Annotated in this window: 16 protein-coding genes; 13 read left to right on the top strand and 3 right to left on the bottom strand. The window is 71.1% G+C overall.

All coding sequences use genetic code 11. From position 1 onward, the window contains the following. Positions 1-60 precede the first annotated feature (60 nt). The 4 genes from CWOE_RS16110 (at position 61) to CWOE_RS16125 (ending at position 2310) form a co-directional block, all read left to right on the top strand. Entirely contained in the window at positions 61-972 is a 912-nt protein-coding gene (locus CWOE_RS16110) for a bifunctional riboflavin kinase/FAD synthetase (RefSeq protein WP_012934696.1), read from the top strand. Then, complete coding sequence (gene rpsO, locus CWOE_RS16115) at positions 969-1241, top strand: 30S ribosomal protein S15 (protein WP_012934697.1); 273 nt, start codon at positions 969-971, stop codon at positions 1239-1241. The genes CWOE_RS16110 and rpsO overlap by 4 nt, the downstream gene beginning before the upstream one ends. After that, positions 1238-1693, top strand: a complete 456-nt coding sequence (locus CWOE_RS16120) for a redoxin domain-containing protein (protein WP_012934698.1) — start codon at positions 1238-1240, stop codon at positions 1691-1693. The genes rpsO and CWOE_RS16120 overlap by 4 nt, the downstream gene beginning before the upstream one ends. A gap of 149 nt (positions 1694-1842) precedes the next feature. Further along, positions 1843-2310: a DsbA family protein gene (locus CWOE_RS16125; protein ID WP_012934699.1), complete on the top strand. Its 468-nt coding sequence runs from the start codon at positions 1843-1845 to the stop codon at positions 2308-2310. Here CWOE_RS16125 and CWOE_RS16130 read toward each other — a convergent pair. Further along, positions 2307-2816, bottom strand: a complete 510-nt coding sequence (locus tag CWOE_RS16130) for an SRPBCC family protein (protein WP_012934700.1) — start codon at positions 2814-2816, stop codon at positions 2307-2309. The genes CWOE_RS16125 and CWOE_RS16130 overlap by 4 nt on opposite strands. Before the next feature lie 114 nt (positions 2817-2930). Between CWOE_RS16130 and CWOE_RS16135 the strand changes: the two genes are divergently transcribed. The 7 genes from CWOE_RS16135 to CWOE_RS16165 all read left to right on the top strand — a co-directional run bounded on the left by CWOE_RS16135 (position 2931) and on the right by CWOE_RS16165 (position 10646). Continuing rightward, complete coding sequence (locus CWOE_RS16135) at positions 2931-5216, top strand: polyribonucleotide nucleotidyltransferase (RefSeq protein ID WP_012934701.1); 2286 nt, start codon at positions 2931-2933, stop codon at positions 5214-5216. 72 nt (positions 5217-5288) lie between these two features. Beyond that, positions 5289-6569, top strand: coding sequence for a M16 family metallopeptidase (locus CWOE_RS16140; protein ID WP_012934702.1), 1281 nt, complete (start codon positions 5289-5291; stop codon positions 6567-6569). A gap of 4 nt (positions 6570-6573) precedes the next feature. Next, positions 6574-7230 (top strand): 4-hydroxy-tetrahydrodipicolinate reductase, encoded by a 657-nt coding sequence (locus CWOE_RS16145; protein ID WP_012934703.1) that lies wholly within the window; start codon positions 6574-6576, stop codon positions 7228-7230. A 72-nt stretch (positions 7231-7302) separates the two neighbouring features. Next, a complete protein-coding gene (locus CWOE_RS30800; RefSeq protein WP_012934704.1) occupies positions 7303-7695 on the top strand; it encodes a hypothetical protein in 393 nt (130 codons plus the stop codon). 36 nt (positions 7696-7731) lie between these two features. Beyond that, positions 7732-8061, top strand: coding sequence for a hypothetical protein (locus CWOE_RS16155; protein WP_012934705.1), 330 nt, complete (start codon positions 7732-7734; stop codon positions 8059-8061). 57 nt (positions 8062-8118) lie between these two features. Further along, positions 8119-8979 carry a 4-hydroxy-tetrahydrodipicolinate synthase gene (gene dapA / locus CWOE_RS16160; RefSeq protein WP_012934706.1) on the top strand — a complete coding sequence of 287 codons (861 nt, stop codon included), beginning with the start codon at positions 8119-8121 and terminating at the stop codon, positions 8977-8979. Next, on the top strand, positions 8976-10646 hold the full coding sequence (locus CWOE_RS16165) for a ribonuclease J (RefSeq protein ID WP_012934707.1): 1671 nt from the start codon (positions 8976-8978) through the stop codon (positions 10644-10646). The genes dapA and CWOE_RS16165 overlap by 4 nt, the downstream gene beginning before the upstream one ends. A gap of 21 nt (positions 10647-10667) precedes the next feature. Here the strand turns inward: CWOE_RS16165 and CWOE_RS16170 are convergent, their stop codons facing one another. Both CWOE_RS16170 and CWOE_RS16175 read right to left on the bottom strand, forming a co-directional pair. Continuing rightward, a complete protein-coding gene (locus CWOE_RS16170; RefSeq protein WP_012934708.1) occupies positions 10668-12143 on the bottom strand; it encodes a sensor histidine kinase in 1476 nt (491 codons plus the stop codon). Further along, positions 12085-12774, bottom strand: coding sequence for a response regulator transcription factor (locus CWOE_RS16175; protein ID WP_012934709.1), 690 nt, complete (start codon positions 12772-12774; stop codon positions 12085-12087). The genes CWOE_RS16170 and CWOE_RS16175 overlap by 59 nt, the downstream gene beginning before the upstream one ends. 120 nt (positions 12775-12894) lie before the next feature. Between CWOE_RS16175 and CWOE_RS16180 the strand changes: the two genes are divergently transcribed. Further along, positions 12895-15603 (top strand): FtsK/SpoIIIE family DNA translocase, encoded by a 2709-nt coding sequence (locus tag CWOE_RS16180; protein WP_012934710.1) that lies wholly within the window; start codon positions 12895-12897, stop codon positions 15601-15603. A 10-nt stretch (positions 15604-15613) separates the two neighbouring features. Continuing rightward, positions 15614-16420, top strand: coding sequence for an alpha/beta fold hydrolase (locus CWOE_RS16185; RefSeq protein ID WP_012934711.1), 807 nt, complete (start codon positions 15614-15616; stop codon positions 16418-16420). The last annotated feature ends 71 nt before the right edge of the window (positions 16421-16491 follow it).

Genomic DNA, 16491 nt, shown 5'->3' on the forward strand with positions numbered 1-16491 from the left:
GCGGCGCGGAGGCGGCACGGGAGGCGCCCCGGGGCGGTCGCTCATCTACTCTTCCGCGCCATGCAGATCACCTGGCTGTCCGACGTCGCGCCGCGGCCCCGGCGCGTCGCCGTCGGCGAGTTCGACGGGGTCCACCTCGGTCACCGCGCCGTGATCGCGGGGAGCGACACCGTCCTGACGTTCGAGCCGCACCCGCTCGCGGTCGTGCGCCCGGAGGCCGCCCCGAAGCTCCTCACGAGCCTGGAGCTGAAGGCCGAGCTGATCGCCGGCCTCGGCGTCGAGGAGCTGATCGTCGTGCCGTTCGACGACGCGTTCGCGCATCAGAGCGCGCAGGCGTTCATCGACGACGTCCTGCTCGCGAAGCTCGGCGCGACGCACGTCTCCGTCGGCGAGAACTTCCGCTTCGGCCACGGCGCCAAGGGCGACACCGCGCTGCTGCGCGCGGACCGGCGCTTCGAGGCGCGCGTCGTCCCGCTCGTCGAGATCGAGGGCGAGATCATCTCCTCCTCGCACGTGCGCGGCCTCGTGCTCGCAGGCGAGGTCGAGCACGCGAGCCGCTTCCTCGGCGGGTCGTTCCGCATACGCGGAACCGTCGCGCACGGCGAGAAGCGCGGTCGCGAGCTGGGCTTCCCGACCGCGAACCTCGAGCCCGACCCCGAGCTGGTCTGCCCCGGCCACGGCGTCTACGCGACGCGCGTGACGTGGGAGGGAGGGGGCAAGACGTACTGCGGCGCGACCAACGTCGGCGTCCGCCCGACGTTCGAGACCGGCCTCGGCGTGCTGATCGAGGCGTTCGTCGTCGACTTCGACGGCGACCTCTACGACAAGCAGCTCACGGTCGAGTTCCTGAGGCGGCTGCGGGGCGAGCAGCGGTTCGACTCGGCCGAGCAGCTGATCGAGCAGATGCACCGCGACGTCGCCGCGGCGCGGACGGTCTGCGCAGGCGATTCTGCTACGCTGCCCGGCCGATGACGACCCTTACCAGCGAGCGCAAGCAAGAGCTGATCGCGAAGTTCGGCAAGGGCGAGAACGACACCGGCGCAGCCGAGGTCCAGATCGCCATGCTGACCGAGCGGATCAACGATCTCACCGAGCATCTGCGCACCCACAAGAAGGACCACCACTCGCGGCGCGGCCTGCTCATGCTCGTCGGCCGCCGTCGCCGTTTCCTCAACTACCTGCAGCGCAAGGACCTCGACGGGTACCGCGCGCTCGTGAGAGAGCTCGGACTCCGCAAGTGAGCGTGCTGCAGCCGGGCACGCCCGTGCCGGCCTTCACGCTCAAGCGTGAGGACGGGGCGTCGTTCACGCAGGACGACCTCAAGGGCAAGACGACCGTCCTGGTCTTCTATCCCTTCGCGTTCAGCCCGGTCTGCACCGACCAGCTCAACCTCTATGAAGAGGTGCTGGACCAGTTCTCCGCGCAGGGCGCCACGCTGTACGGCGTCTCCTGCGACTCGTCGTGGGCGCAGAGAGCGTTCCGCGAGAAGCTCGGCGTGACGATCGAGCAGCTCTCCGACTTCGAGCCGAAGGGCGCCGCCTGCACCGCGTTCGGCGTCCTGCACGAGGGCGGCTTCCCGCAGCGTGCGCTCGTGATCGTCGATCCCGAGGGCACGGTCAAGTGGAGCTACCAGGCGCCGTCGCCCGGCGACCTGCCCGGCGCCAACCTGATCTTCGACGGCCTCGCCGCGTAGCCCGCGGGCTGCGTCCGCTGGCTGGCGCCGGCATCGTCGTGGCTGACAAGGACGCAGAGACCGACGTGGGCTCCAGCCCACGAGGGACCGAGGACAAAGTCAGGCGCGGCGAGGCCAAGCCAGGGCTTGGCAGTGCGCCGCTTCCGCCCGTGGCCCCGGACGACCACCGCAGCGGGCCGCGCGAGCGGCCGCTCGCGATCGTCTACGCCGACTACGAGTGCCCGTACTGCGCGGTGCTCGAAGCGCGCCTGGTGCAGGCGAGCGCGCAGCGCGTCTTCCGCCACTTCCCCGTCAAGTCGAAGCATCCGCGGGCGTGGGCGGCGTCGTGCGCGGCGGAGGCGGCGGGGCTCCAGGGTCGCTTCTGGGAGATGCACGCGCTGCTGTTCGCCGACCAGGGGCGGCTGGAGGACCCGCACCTGTGGGCGCGGGCCGAGCAGCTGGGGCTCGACGTCGACCGCTTCGACGCCGACCGCCGCTCCGACGCCGTCGCCGCACGCGTCAAGCACGACTTCCTCAGCGGCATGCGCGCCGGCGTCGTCACGACGCCGACGCTGTTCCTCGACGGCGTCGCCCACCCGGGCCTGCCGAGCGACGAGCTGATCGCGCGCCTGCGCTAGGGAGGTCGTCCTGGATTGGTGTCGCTATGCGACCACAACCCAGGACGACGCACCAACCCCGCGACCGCCTGCGCGCGGAAGTCGAAGATCCGCGCGAGGTCGCGTGCGACGAACGCGCGCCGCGCCAGCTCGCCGAGCTGCCCGAGCGGGAGCGCGTAGCGGACGGTGTCGCGCATCACCGTGCCCGCCGGATCGGCGGGATCGCGCGCGAACTCGTGCGTGTGATGCCACAGCGCGTAGGGGCCGCGGACCTGCGCGTCGACGAAGCGCACGCCCGGCTCCCACGTCTCGATCCGCGTCCGCCAGCGCAGCGGGACGCCGTGCAGGCGCAGGCGGTAGTCGATCAGCGCTCCCGGCCGCATCGCGATCGGGTCCGGCGTCAGCACGCGGAAGCTGAGGAACGGCGGCGTGATCGCCTCGAGGTTGCGCGCCTCGCCGAAGAAGCGGAAGACGTCGTCCGGTGCGCCGGAAAGACGTTGGACGCGTGTCAGGACGTGCACCGTCATGCAACGGATACGCAGGACTTTTGCAGCGGGATCGCTACGATTACCGGGTTCGGATACAGAAAAGACGAAACGCACTCCGCCGACCGACGGGCGGAGCAGAAGGGAAACACCCATATGTCTGACGCTGTCACGCGTCTTTCCGTGGAGATCGGCGGCAAGGAGATCTCCTTCGAGACCGGCCGCATGGCCAAGCAGGCCTCCGGCGCCGTCGTCGTCCGCTCGGGCGACACGATGGTCCTCTCGACCGCGACCGCGGGCAACCTCCGCGACGTCGACTTCCTTCCTCTGACGGTCGACGTCGAGGAGCGCATGTACGCCGCGGGCAAGATCCCCGGCTCGTTCTTCAAGCGCGAGGGTCGTGCCGGCGAGAAGGCGACGCTGACCGCCCGCATGGTCGACCGCCCGATTCGCCCGCTCTTCCCGAAGGGCTGGCGCCGTGAGACGCAGCTCGTCACGCTGACGCTCTCGGTCGACCACGAGCACCCGTACGACGTGCTCGCGATGAACGGCGCGTCCGCCGCGCTGATGATCTCCGACATCCCGTTCCCGACCCCGGTCGGCTCGGTCCGCATCGGCAAGGTCGACGGCAACTTCGTCGTCAACCCGAACGAGGAGGACCTGCTCGAGAACACCGATCTCGACCTCATCGTCGCGGGCACCGAAGAGGCCATCCTGATGGTCGAGGCCGGCGCCAACGAGATCCCCGAGGCGGAGATCCTCGACGCGCTCGACATCGCGCACGACGCGATCAAGAAGCTCTGCAGACTTCAGTGGGAGCTGGCCAGAAAGGCCGGCAAGCCGAAGACCGAGGTCGAGGTCCCGCAGGTCGACGAGAGACTGCTGAGACAGCTCACGAGATCTCACGGCAGAAAGCTCGACAGAGCGACCGCCGTCGTCGACAAGCTCGAGCGCCAGGACGCGACGAAGGCCGTCGAGGCCGAGGTGTTCGCGAGATACGCCGCCGACGAGGACGACGCCGAGACGCGCGCCAAGGTGCAGCTCGCGTTCGACAAGCTCGAGAAGTCGCTGATCCGCGAGCGGATCGCGATCAAGAAGAAGCGTCCCGACGGCCGCAGAGCGGACGAGATCCGTCCGATCACGATCGAGGTCGGCGTCACGCCGCGCACGCACGGCTCCGCGCTCTTCACGCGCGGCCAGACGCAGGCGCTCTCGACCGCCTCGCTGGGCACGACGCGCGAGGAGATGCGCCTCGACACGCTCGGTCTGGAAACCAGAAAGTACTACTTCCACCACTACAACTTCCCGCCGTTCTCGGTCGGCGAGGCCGGCTTCATGCGCGGCCCCAAGCGCCGTGACATCGGCCACGGCGCGCTCGCCGAGCGCGCGCTCGTGCCGATGGTCCCGAGCACGGAGGAGTTCCCGTACGCGATCCGCGTCGTCTCCGACATCCTCGAGTCCAACGGCTCCTCCTCGATGGCGTCAGTCTGCGGATCGTCGCTGTCGCTGATGGACGCGGGCGTGCCGCTCAAGCGGCCGGTCGCCGGCATCGCGATGGGCCTGATCAAGGAGGGTGACGACTACATCGTGCTCTCTGACATCGCCGGCATCGAGGACCACCTCGGCGACATGGACTTCAAGGTCGCCGGCACCTCGGAGGGCATCACCGCCCTCCAGATGGACATCAAGATCACGGGCGTGACCTTCGACATCCTCCGCGACGCGCTCGCGCAGGCGAAGGAAGGCCGCGAGTTCATCCTCGGCAAGATGGCGACCGCGCTCGCGAAGCCGCGCGAGGAGCTGTCGAAGTGGGCGCCGCGCATCTCCACGGTCCAGATCGACCCGGAGAAGATCGGCCTGCTGATCGGCAAGGGCGGCGAGACGATCCGCGGCCTCTGCGAGGAGTTCGAGGCGCAGATCGACGTCAACGACGAGGGCCAGGTCCTCATCTACGCGCAGAACGGCGAGCTGGGCGACGCCCTCGCAGACCGCATCCGCTCGATGACCAAGGAAGTCGAGATCGGCGACGCGTTCAAGGGCAGAGTCGTCAAGACGACGACGTTCGGCGCCTTCGTCGAGCTGGCGAAGGGCACCGACGGCCTCCTCCACATCTCGAACATCTCCCCGGGGAGACGCGTCGACACCGTCGAGGAAGTCATCAACAAGGGTGACGAGATCGACGTGCGCGTGGTCGAGGTCGACCGCGAGCGCGGCCGCATCGGCCTGCGCCTCGCCGAGGACCCGGACATCGCCGGCAAGACCGTCGAGGAGCTGGCCGCGATCAGTGCCGGCAACGGCGGCGGTGGCGGCGACCGCGGCGGACGCCCCGACCGCGGCGCGCGTCGCGGCGGCGGAGACCGAGGCGGCCGGCGTGACGACCGTCCGGGCGGCGGTGGCCGTGGCGGCCGCGGCGGCCGTGACCGCGATCCCGACCGCAGCTAGTGCTTCGCATTGCGAGTTCCACGGCGGCGCCCGGTCGCCGCTGCGCCGGCGGGAACTCGCGGTCGTAAACGGATGACCGACCACCGGATCACCGAGCTGGACTCAGGCGTGCGGATCGTGACGGAGGGCATGCCCTCCGTCCGGTCCGTCTCGCTCGGGTACTGGATCGGCACCGGCTCGCGGGGCGAGACCGACGCGCAGGCGGGGCTCTCGCACCTGATCGAGCACCTGCTGTTCAAGGGCAGCAGCAGATATCAGTCGCTCGAGATCGACCAGATCTTCGACGGCATGGGCGCGGAGCTGAACGCCGGCACGGGCAAGGAGACGACCTCCGTCTACTCGCGCGTGATCGACGAGCACCTCGACCTCGCGTTCGACGTGATGAGCGACATGGTCTTCAGACCCGCGTTCGAGGACGTCGACAGCGAGCGCGAGGTGATCCTCGAAGAGATCGCGATGTACGAGGACGACCCGCAGGACAAGGTCTTCGACGTGCTCGGCCAGGCCGTCTTCGGCGACCACCCGCTCGGCCGCTCGATCATCGGCAGCGCCGACGTCGTCGCCGGCACGCCGGTCGACGCGATCAAGGCGTTCCACGACTCCCGCTACGTCGCGTCGAACGTCGTGCTCGCCGCGGCGGGCGCCGTCGACCACGACCAGCTCGTCGAGCTGGCCGCGACGCGCGTCCCCAACGGCGGCCGCAGCGCGGACGCGCCGCAGCCGCTGCCGGCGCCGGCGCAGCACGCGCCGCGCGTGCGCTTCGAGCGCAAGGACACCGAGCAGTACCACGTCTGCCTCGGCGGGACGGGGATCGCGCGCGACGATGAGCGGCGCTTCGCGCTGCGCGTGCTCGACACGATCTTCGGCGGGACGTCGTCCTCGCGGCTGTTCCAGGAGGTGCGCGAGAAGCGCGGGCTCGCCTACGCCGTCTACTCGTTCACCGGGCAGTTCGCCGACACGGGCCAGATCGGCCTCTACGTCGGGACGCGCAGCGACAACCTGGCTCCGGCGCTCGAGGTCGTCGCGCAGGAGCTGGAGCGGCTGCGCCGTGAGCCGGCGACCGCCGACGAGCTGGCGCGCGCGAAGGAGAACCTGAAGGGCCGTGTCGTGCTGTCGCTCGAATCGACCGGCTCGCGCATGAACCGGCTCGGCTCGGCGCTGCTGAGCGACGTGCCGCTGCTGTCGGTCGACGAGGTCGTCGAGCAGATCGACGCCGTCTCGCTCGACGCGGTCGCGCAGCTGGCGGAGGAGCTGTTCGCCCCTGAGCAGCTGTCGACGGCCGGCATCGGTCCCGACGAGGACGTCTTCAGAGCGGCGCTGGGGCCGCTCTCTTCTACCGCCGTGGAGGCATAGAGCAGTGATTCGAGTCGCCGTCGCCGGTGCCGCCGGCCGCATGGGAGCCACCGTCTGCGACGCCGTCGACGGCGCCGAGGACATGGAGCTGACCGGCCGCGCCGACCCGGCGCTCGGCACGACGCTCGCGGAGGTGCTGCCGGACGCCGACGTCGTGGTCGACTTCACGCGGCCCGACACGGCGCTTCCCAACGCGCTGGAGTGCGTCGCGGCCGGCGTCCACGTCGTGATCGGGACGTCCGGCTTCGACATCGAGCCGCTCCGGACGGCAACCGGCGCGAACGTCTTCTTCGGTCCGAACTTCGCGATCGGCGCCGTGCTGATGACGAAGTTCGCCGCCGAGGCGGCGAAGTACATGGACAAGGCCGAGATCGTCGAGCTGCACCACGACAGAAAGCTCGACAAGCCGAGCGGAACCGCGGCGCACACGGCGCAGCTGATGGCGCAGGCGACCGGGGGAGAGGCGCCGCCGATCCACTCGATCCGGCTGCCCGGCCTGGTCGCCCACCAGGAAGTGATCTTCGGCGCGCTCGGCCAGACGCTGACGATCCGCCACGACTCGATCGACCGCCTGTCGTTCATGCCCGGCGTGCTGCTCGCCGTGCGCAGAGTCGCCGGCCTGGAGCAGTCGCCGGTCGTCGGGCTCGAGCACCTGCTCTAGCGCCTGGCGCCGCGCTGCACGGCCGGCTATCTTCGACTTCTCAGTCGAACGTCGAACGGGGAAAGCTGCGCAATGGCGGACCCAACCAAGCACGTGCTCGTGCTCGCCGGCCTGACCGTCGTCTCGGGCGCGCTGCGGGCAGCGCTGCACGCACGCGCCGCGCGCGGCCCGGCCGAGTTCACGCTGCTGCTGCCGGCGTCCGAGGACGGCGCCGCCGGCCACCGCGAGCGGCTGCTCGTCGCGGTCGAGCGGCTGCGCGCCGACGGACTCGACGTCGCCGGTCAGCTCGGCGACCCCGATCCGCTGCTCGCCGTCAGACAGGTGTGGGACCCGGTCGAGTACGACGAGATCGTCCTCAGCACCTTCCCGCCCGGCCGCTCGGGCTGGCTGGAGCGCGGCGTCCCGCGCGCGCTGGAGCGCGCCACCGGAGTCCCCGTGGCGCACGTGGTAGCGGAGTCCCCGTAGCGGCCTCTGCCGCGCAGCGCCGCTACCGTCATCCGGGTGGGCATCCTCGTCGCCGTCACCGACCACGCCGTCGAGCGCTTCCGCCAGCGCGTCGCGTCGCGCTCCGGGGCGCTCGACCCGAGACCGGAGATCGCGGGACGCGTCAGCAGGGCGTGGGCGGCGGGCCGCTGGAGCGAGACGCCGCCGAGAGGTGCCACGGGCGCCCGCGGCTCGGTCTACGTCCGCGACCTCGTCGATCGCGACCTCCTGTTCGTCTGCCGGCGCGACCGCGGCGACGGCGAACTGGTCGTGATCTCGCTATGGGAGGAGGGGCGGATCGGGGCCCCGCGGGTGCCGCGCCGCTTCACCGACGCACTGAGATCCTGACCGCGTCCGGGCATGGAGCGCGCGCCGCGCGCCGCGGATTGCGATAATGCTCGGCGGATGTCAGGGCTGGGAGCAATTCTCACTGCGATGGTCACGCCGTTCGACGCGCAGCTGCGTGTCGACGAGGACGCCACCGTCGCACTCATGAACCACCTCGTCGCGCACGGCTCGGACGGGTTGGTCCTCTGCGGGACCACCGGCGAGACCGCGACGCTCACCGACACGGAGCATCTCCGCGTCATCGAGCTGGGCGTGGAGGCGATGAAGGGCCGCGCGTCGATCGTCGCCGGCGTCGGCTCCAACGACACGCGCCACGCGGTCCATCTGACCGAGCGCGCGACGGAGCTGGGCGCGGACGCGCTCCTGCACGTGACGCCGTACTACGTGCGGCCGAACCGGCGCGGGATCGTGCGCCACTTCGAGGAGTGCGCGAAGGCGACCGACAAGCCGATCGTCGTCTACAACATCCCCGCGCGCACCGGCACCGACATGCCGAACGACCTGCTCGCCGAGCTGGCGCAGATCGACAACGTCGTCGCGGTCAAGCAGGCGAACCCCGACAACCTCGCGCCGGTCGACGGCCTCGAGATCTACGCCGGCAACGACGACATGCTCTGCGACGTGCTGGAGATGGGGGGCGCCGGCGGCATCCTCGTCGCCAGCCACGTCGTCGGCCCGCAGATGCGCCGCCTCGTCGACGAGCCGGCGCGCCGCCGCGAGCTGGACGCCGAGCTGCACGAGGTCTACGCCGCGATGGGCGTGACGACCAATCCGATCCCGGTCAAGGCGGCGCTGAGACTGCTCGGCCACAACGTCGGCGGACTGCGGCTCCCGCTGGTCGAGGCCGATGAGCAGGAGCTGGCCGTCGTGCGCGCCGCGCTCGACCGCCTCGGCCTGCTTGCGACGGCGTCGGCGTGAGCGGCGGAACGCTTCGCGTCCTGCCGCTCGGCGGCCTGGGCGAGATCGGGAAGAACATGACGGTCGTCGAGTACGACGACCGCATCGTCGTCGTCGACACCGGCCTGCGCTTCCCGACGGCCGAACAGATGGGGATCGACCTCGTCCTGCCGGACTTCACGTACCTGAGGGACCGCGTCGAGGACATCGAGGCGATCGTCATCACGCACGGCCACGAGGACCATCTCGGCGCGTTGCCGTGGGTCCTGCGCGAGCTGGGAACCGAGGACGCGCCGCCCGTCTACGGCGGTCCGCTTGCGATGGCGATGGCGCGCTCGAAGCTCGACGAGCACCGCATCAGAGACGTCGTGCTGGAGGACGTCCCGGACGGCGAGACGATCGAGGCCGGACCGTTCGACATCGAGCTGATCCACATGACGCACTCGATCCCGGACTCGAACGCCGTCGCGATCACGACTGACGTCGGCACCGTCCTGATAACCGGCGACTACAAGTTCGACCAGACGCCGGTCGACGGCCGCCCGGCCGACATGTCGCGGCTCGCCGAGCTGGGCCGTGACGGCGTGCTGCTGCTGTGCGGCGACTCGACGAACGCCGACCGCCCGGGCTACTCGCCCTCGGAGGCCGGCGTCGGCCCGCACCTCGAAGAGGTCTTCAGCCGCTGCGAGGGCCGCATCATCGTCACCTCGTTCGCGTCGAACATCCACCGCGTCCAGCAGGTCGTCGACGCGGCGGCCGCGCTCGGTCGCAAGGTCGCGCTGGTCGGCCGGTCGATGCGCAAGAACGTCAACATCGGCCGTTCGCTGGGCCACATCGAGCTGCCCGACGGCATCCTCGTCCAGCCGCGCGAGATCGACCAGTTCCCCGACGAGCGGATCGTGATCATCTCGACCGGCTCCCAGGGCGAGCCGTTGTCGGCGCTGCGCCGCATGGCGCACAACGACCACCGCCAGGTGAGATTGCACGCGGGCGACAGCGTCGTCTTCTCCGCCACGCCGATCCCGGGCAACGAGCGCGCCGTCAACGAGACGATCGACCGCCTCTACCACATCGGCTGCGACGTCATCACGACCGCCGACGCGCCCGTCCACGCCTCCGGGCACGGGTACCAGGAGGAGCTGAAGCTGATGCTCAACCTGACGCGGCCCAGATACGTGCTGCCGATGCACGGCGACTTCAAGCGGATCCACCTGCACGCGCAGCTGGCCGAGTCGGTCGGGATCGACCCCGACGCGATCTTCCAGGGCGAGAACGGCCTGCCGCTGGAGCTCGACGAGCGCGGCGCGCGCTGGGGCGACAAGGTCCAATCCGGGATGATCTTCGTCGACGGCGTCGACATCGGCGATCCGGCCGACGTCGCGCTGCGCGACCGCCGGATGCTGTCGGCCGACGGCATCTTCATCGTCGTCGCGACGATCTCCGAGCAGGACGGCTCCTCCGTCGCGCCGCCCGAGGTGATCTTCCGCGGCGTCCCGTTCCTCGAGCAGGCCGACGAGCTGATCGAGGAGATCCGCGGCGCCGTCGAGGACTCGCTCGACGCCGCCGCCAAGGACAGAGTGCGCGAGGTCGACCTGCTCCAGCAGCAGCTCCACGACGACCTCGCCGCGTTCGTCTACGACCGTCTCAAGCGCCGCCCGATGGTGCTGCCGGTCGTCGTCGAGGTCTGAGCGACCGTCCACCCGCGGCGCCTAGGCGCCCGCCGGTGCCTCGTCGCGCGCCGCCTGCTCGGCTGCCGGCAGGCGGACGGTGAAGCGTGCGCCGCCGCCAGTCGGCGCGTCGACCGTCACGTCGCCGCCGTGGGAGACCGCGACCGCGCGCACGATCGCGAGGCCGAGGCCCGAGCCGCCGCCGCCGTCGCCGTTCCCGCGCACGAAGCGCTCGAACAGCCGCTCGCGCAGCTCCAGCGGGATCCCCGGTCCGTCGTCGCGGACGGTCAGGACGACGTCGCCGCCGTCGTGCGCGAGCGAGGCGTGCACGTGCGTGCCCGGCGGCGTGTGGCGCAGCGCGTTCTCGATCAGGTTGAGCGCGAGCCGGTGCAGCTCGTCGCGGGCGCCGGAGACGACCGCCGCGCCGTCGGCCTCGACCGACAGCTCGTGGTCGCCCGTGACCGGCTCCAGCTCGGATGCGACGTCGAGCAGGATCTCCGACAGGTCGGTCGGACGGTGGGGGACGACACGGCCGGCGTCGGCACGTGCCAGCAGCAGCAGGTCGGCGACCAGCCGCCGCATCCGGCGCGAGGAGCGCAGCGCCGAGGCGGCCGCGTCGCGCTGGTCGCCCTGCAGCGTCTCCTCCAGCAGCTCGAGGTTCGCGAGCACCGAGGTCAGCGGCGTGCGCAGCTCGTGCGAGGCGTCGGCGACGAACTCGCGCTGGCGCGCGAGCGTCGCCTCCGTCTCGGTCCGCGCGGAGTCGAGCGCCTCCAGCATCCCGTCGAGCGTGCGCGCCAGCTCGGCGACCTCGTCGTCGGCCTCGGGCTGGGGGAGGTGGCGACTCGGATCGCGCGTGCGCGCGATCTCGCGCGCGCTCGCGGTCAGCTCGGCGATCGGCGTCATCGCGCGGCGCGCGACGAGCAGTCCGGCCGCGAGCGCCAGCGCGGTGCCGCCGAGCGCGCCGAGCACGAGGAAGAAGCGCACCTTCGCGACGGTCGCCTTCGTCGCCGAGACGGGCCGGGCGTAGATCACGATGCCGGCGAGCGGCGCCTGTCCCTGGAACTGCGGGCCGACAGCGATCTGGCGGATCTCGACGCGGTAGCCGTGCTGCTCCTTGCCGCCCTCGACGGTGAACGTCGGCGATCTCGGGTTGCGGCCGCCGAACGCGCACATCTCCGTGAACGGGCTCGACTCGAACGAGGCGGCCCAGTACACGCGGACCTTCGCGCCGTCCGCGTTCGCGATGTCCGGCAGCGTGCCGCAGTCCGGCGAGGCGGTCTGCTCGTCGAACCCGACTCTCGCGTTCTGCTGCACGTAGTCGGCCGACGCCCGCACCGAGTCGTTGAACTGGATCCGGATCTGTCGCGTCGTGAGAAAGCCGACGATGATCGCGAAGCCGCAGAGGATCACGAACGTCAGCGCCGCCGAGCCGCCGGCGAGCCGCCAGCGGGTCGGGACCCTACGGTACGCGGAGTACGTAGCCTGCGCCGCGGATCGTATGGAGGAGTCGAGGCTCACCGTCCGCTTCCAGCTTCCGTCGCAGGTTCGAGACGAACACCTCGATCGTGTTCGTCGTGGAGAAGGGGTCGTAGCCCCACACCTCGTCGAGCAGCCGCTGCCGGGAGATCACGATCCGCTCGTTGCGCATCAGGTACTCCAGCAGCTCGAACTCGCGCTGCGTCAGCTCGATCGAGCGCTCGCCGCGGTGCACCTCGTGCGTGTCCGGGTTGAGCCGCAGGTCGCCGACGACGAGCGGCGCCGAGCCGCGCGGCGGGCGCCGCCGCAGCAGCGCGCGCAGCCGCGCGAGCAGCTCTTGGCGCTCGAACGGCTTGACGAGGTAGTCGTCGGCACCGGCGTCGAGGCCCTCCACGCGCGATTCGAGCGCGTCGCGCGCGGTCAGCATCAGGATCGGCACGTCGTCGCCTCTGCGCAGCGTTCTGGCGACGTCGATGCCGTCGAGCTTCGGCAGCCCGAGGTCGAGGATCACGAGGTCGGGCAGGAACGAGTGCGCCTCGTCGAGCGCGCTGACGCCGTCGCCGGCGGTGCGGACGTCGTAGCCCTCCATGCGCAGCGAGCGCTGGAGAACCTGGGCGATCTCGTCGTCGTCCTCGACGACCAGGACGCGGGCGGGGCGGGCGTAGTCGCTCATGAGGTTCGATGGTAAAGGGGAAACGCCAGCACGTGCCGGGATTTTAGGCATTCGTTAGTGGGTGCCGGGGTGACAAGTGGGGGAGGGTCGCGAGCGCACGCGTCGAAGCACGACCCGAAGATGGCCACGACCAGCCGCCGTAGACCTGCGAGATCGAGATCTCGCCCGCGCAGACGCGCGCGTGCGCGCCGTTCCTCCGCGCCCCGCCTCGGACTGCCCCAGCTCGCGCCCCACCAGGTCGACCTGCTCGGCCTCGGCATCGCCGCGCTCGGCGTCTTCCTCGCGTTCGTGATGTACGCCGGCTCGGCCGGCGGCCAGGTCGGCGACGCGCTCAAGGACGGTCTGCTGCTGCTGTTCGGCCGCGTCGCGTATGCGGCGCCGGCCGCGTTCGTGCTCGGCGGGCTGCTGGTGATCGCGCGCACGCTGATCCCGAGCGTGAGACCGCTGCGCGCGGGCGTCTGGTGCCTCTTCGGCGCGGTCGAGCTGTCGCTCGCCGCCGGCACGTTCGGGCTCGGCGGCGGCGGACGGCCGGGCAACGACATGTGGGACGGCGACGTGCTGAAGGAGCGCGGCGGCGCGATCGGCGAGACGCTCTACTGGGCCTCCTCGACGCTCTTCTCCGACGTCGGCGCGCACATCATCTCCGTCTTCCTCTTCATCGCCGCGCTCGTGCTGCTGAGCGGCGTCACGATCGCGAGCGTGCTCCGCTCCGCCGGCCAGGGCGTCGCCGAGACCAGCCGGCGAGCCGCGACACTCGCGCCCAACCGCGGCGGGAGCGCCGTCGAAGAGCCCGCGCCGAGAAGAGCCGCGCGCAGACGCAAGACGATCGTCCCCGCCGACGACGACGCCGTCATCGCCGCCGCGGCGCTCGACGGCGACGGCGACGCGCTCGCCGATGTGCCCGAGCCGCTGACGCCGCCCGAGCTGGACGACGAGCGGATGGTCGTGCGCGCGACCCACGTCGAGGCGCCGTCGCTCGACGGCGCCGAGCGCTACCCCGACCTGTTCGGCGACGACGACACCGGCGCACCGGCGCCGCTCGCCCCGCTCGACCTCGGCGACGACGATCCCGAGACAGCCGAGTTCGCGCCGCCGCCGCTCGACCTCGAACCCGACCTGGCTGACGAGGCGGACGCCGAAGCCGAAGCGGACGACATACCCGAGCTGGAGCTGGAGGAGCCGGACGAGCCCGGGGTCACCACCGGGCCGATCGACGTCGATCCGGCCGACCTGACGCCGCAGGGCCGCTACCGCGCCTCGATCACCGAGGACCCCGGCTTCGTCTGGAGAATCCCGACCGGCCGCTTCCTGACGCGCTCGACACCGGAGCAGACGCGCCCGGACACCGCCGGGCAGGAGAGAATCGCCCAACAGCTGGTCGAGGCGCTGGAGCACTTCCGGATCGACTCCAGAGTCGTCGGCATGGTCGCCGGCCCGCACATCACGCGCTACGAGCTGCGGCTCGCGCCCGGCACCAGAGTCGGCAGAGTCGCCAACCTGAAGGACGACCTCGCGTACGCGCTCGCCGCGACCGACGTCCGCATCCTCGCGCCGATCCCCGGCAAGCAGGCCGTCGGCGTCGAGGTCCCCAACGCCAGGCGGCGCATCGTCCATCTCGGCGACGTCTTCCAAGAGCCGCCAGCCGACTGGTCTCCGCTGACCGTCTGGCTCGGCAAGGACGTCGCCGGCCGCGCGATCGGCGTCGACCTCGCGAAGATGCCCCACCTGCTCGTCGCGGGCACGACCGGCGCGGGCAAGTCCGGCTGCGTCAACGCGATGCTGTCGAGCATCCTGCTGCATGCCGACCCGCACGAGGTCAAGCTCGTGCTGGTCGACCCCAAGCAGGTCGAGCTGAACCACTACGAGTCGATCCCGCACCTGCTGACGCCGGTCATCACGAGCCCGCGCAAGGCCGCCAACGCGCTCCAGAACCTCGTCAAGGAGATGGAGGAGCGCTACGGGATCATGTCGCTCGCGCGCACGCGCTCGCTGCCGGAGCTGAACAGACGGCGGCTGGAGCGCGGCGAGTCGAGACTGCCGTACATCCTCTGCGTGATCGACGAGCTGGCCGACCTGATGATGGTCGCGCCCGCCGACGTCGAGGACTCGATCATCCGCCTGGCGCAGAAGGCGCGCGCCGTCGGCATCCACCTCGTGCTCGCGACGCAGTCGCCGCGCGTCGACGTGATCACCGGCATGATCAAGGCGAACGTTCCCTCGCGGATCGCCTTCGCCGTGTCCTCCCAGACCGACTCGCGCGTGATCCTCGACCAGAACGGCGCCGAGTCGCTGCTCGGCCAGGGCGACATGCTGTTCTCGCCGGTCGGCTCGTCGAAGCTCCAGCGGATCCAGGGCGCCTACATCGACGAGGACCAGATCGCCGACCTGACCGAGCAGTGGCGCAGACAGGGCGAGCCGGAGCTGCGCGACGACCTGCTCGAGGAGGTCGAGAGCGAGGACGACGGCTCCGGCGACAGCGGAGCGGCCGACGACGGCTTCGACCCCGACGAGGATCCGCTGCTGGAGGAGGCGATCGGCCTCGTCGCGCAGATGGGGACCGCGTCGACCTCGATGCTCCAGCGCCGCCTGCGGCTCGGTTACACGCGCGCCGGACGGCTGATCGACATGCTCGAACGGCGCGGGATCATCTCCGGCTACGAGGGCTCCAAGCCGCGCCAGGTGCTGATAGCCGAGTCCGACGTGCCGCGGATCCTCGTGGCGCTGAGCGAGAGATCCGGACCGGCGCAGGGCGAGCGGGCCGGCGACCAGATCCCGCTGCCGACGCCGAGCGCACCGGGAACCGGCGAGCTGGACCAGCCCCGCGACTAGACTCGCGGCCATGCCGCACGTCGACGTCAACGGACAGCGCCTCTACTACGAGATCCACGGCGAGGGCGAGCCGCTGCTCTGCGTCCACGGCCTGAGCGTCGACACGCTCGGCTGGACGCTCCAGCTGCCCGTCTGGTCCCAGCAGTTCCGCACGATCGTCTTCGACAACCGCGACGTCGGCCAGTCCTCGCGCGCGAGCGGCGACTACGAGGTCACCGACATGGCGGCTGACGCGCTCGCGCTCGCCGACGCGCTCGGGCTCGACGACTTCCACCTGCTCGGCTTCTCGATGGGCGGCGCGATCGCCCAGGAGGTCGCGCTCGCCGCGCCGCAGCGAGTGCGCACGCTGACGCTCTGCGTCACCTTCCCCGGCGGCGGCGCGTGGGCGCGCGCGCAGGGCCACCAGTGGGCGAAGCGCGCGCTGGGGATGAGCCGCGAGGAGCGGGTCGACGAGCTGCTGCTGCTCACGCTCAGCGAGCAGACGTACGAGAACGCCGACGGGCTCGCGTTCCTGCGCGAGCTGCTGCTGAACAACCCGCATCCGCAGGAGGCGGACGCGTTCGTGCGGCAGCTGCTGGCGACCTCGCGCCACGAGACGCGCGACCGGCTGGCGCAGCTGACGATGCCGGTCCACGTCGTCGGCGCCGAGCACGACGCGCTGCTGCCGGTGTGGAAGTCGCGCGAGCTGGCGGCGCTGATCCCGGGCGCGAGACTGACCGTGCTGGAGGGTGCCGCGCACGGCGCGAACATCGACGGAGCCGAGCTCTTCAACGCCGTCGTGCTCGAGTTCCTCGCCGCCGCCGCTCCGGCCGCATAGCCGCAACTCGGCGCCGCCCCGCGCCTGCACGTTTTTCGCCAGTGCCGCGGGCTCGGTATCGATAGCCTTCG

The organism is Conexibacter woesei DSM 14684 (genome assembly GCF_000025265.1).
Taxonomy (GTDB): Bacteria; Actinomycetota; Thermoleophilia; order Solirubrobacterales; family Solirubrobacteraceae; genus Conexibacter; species Conexibacter woesei.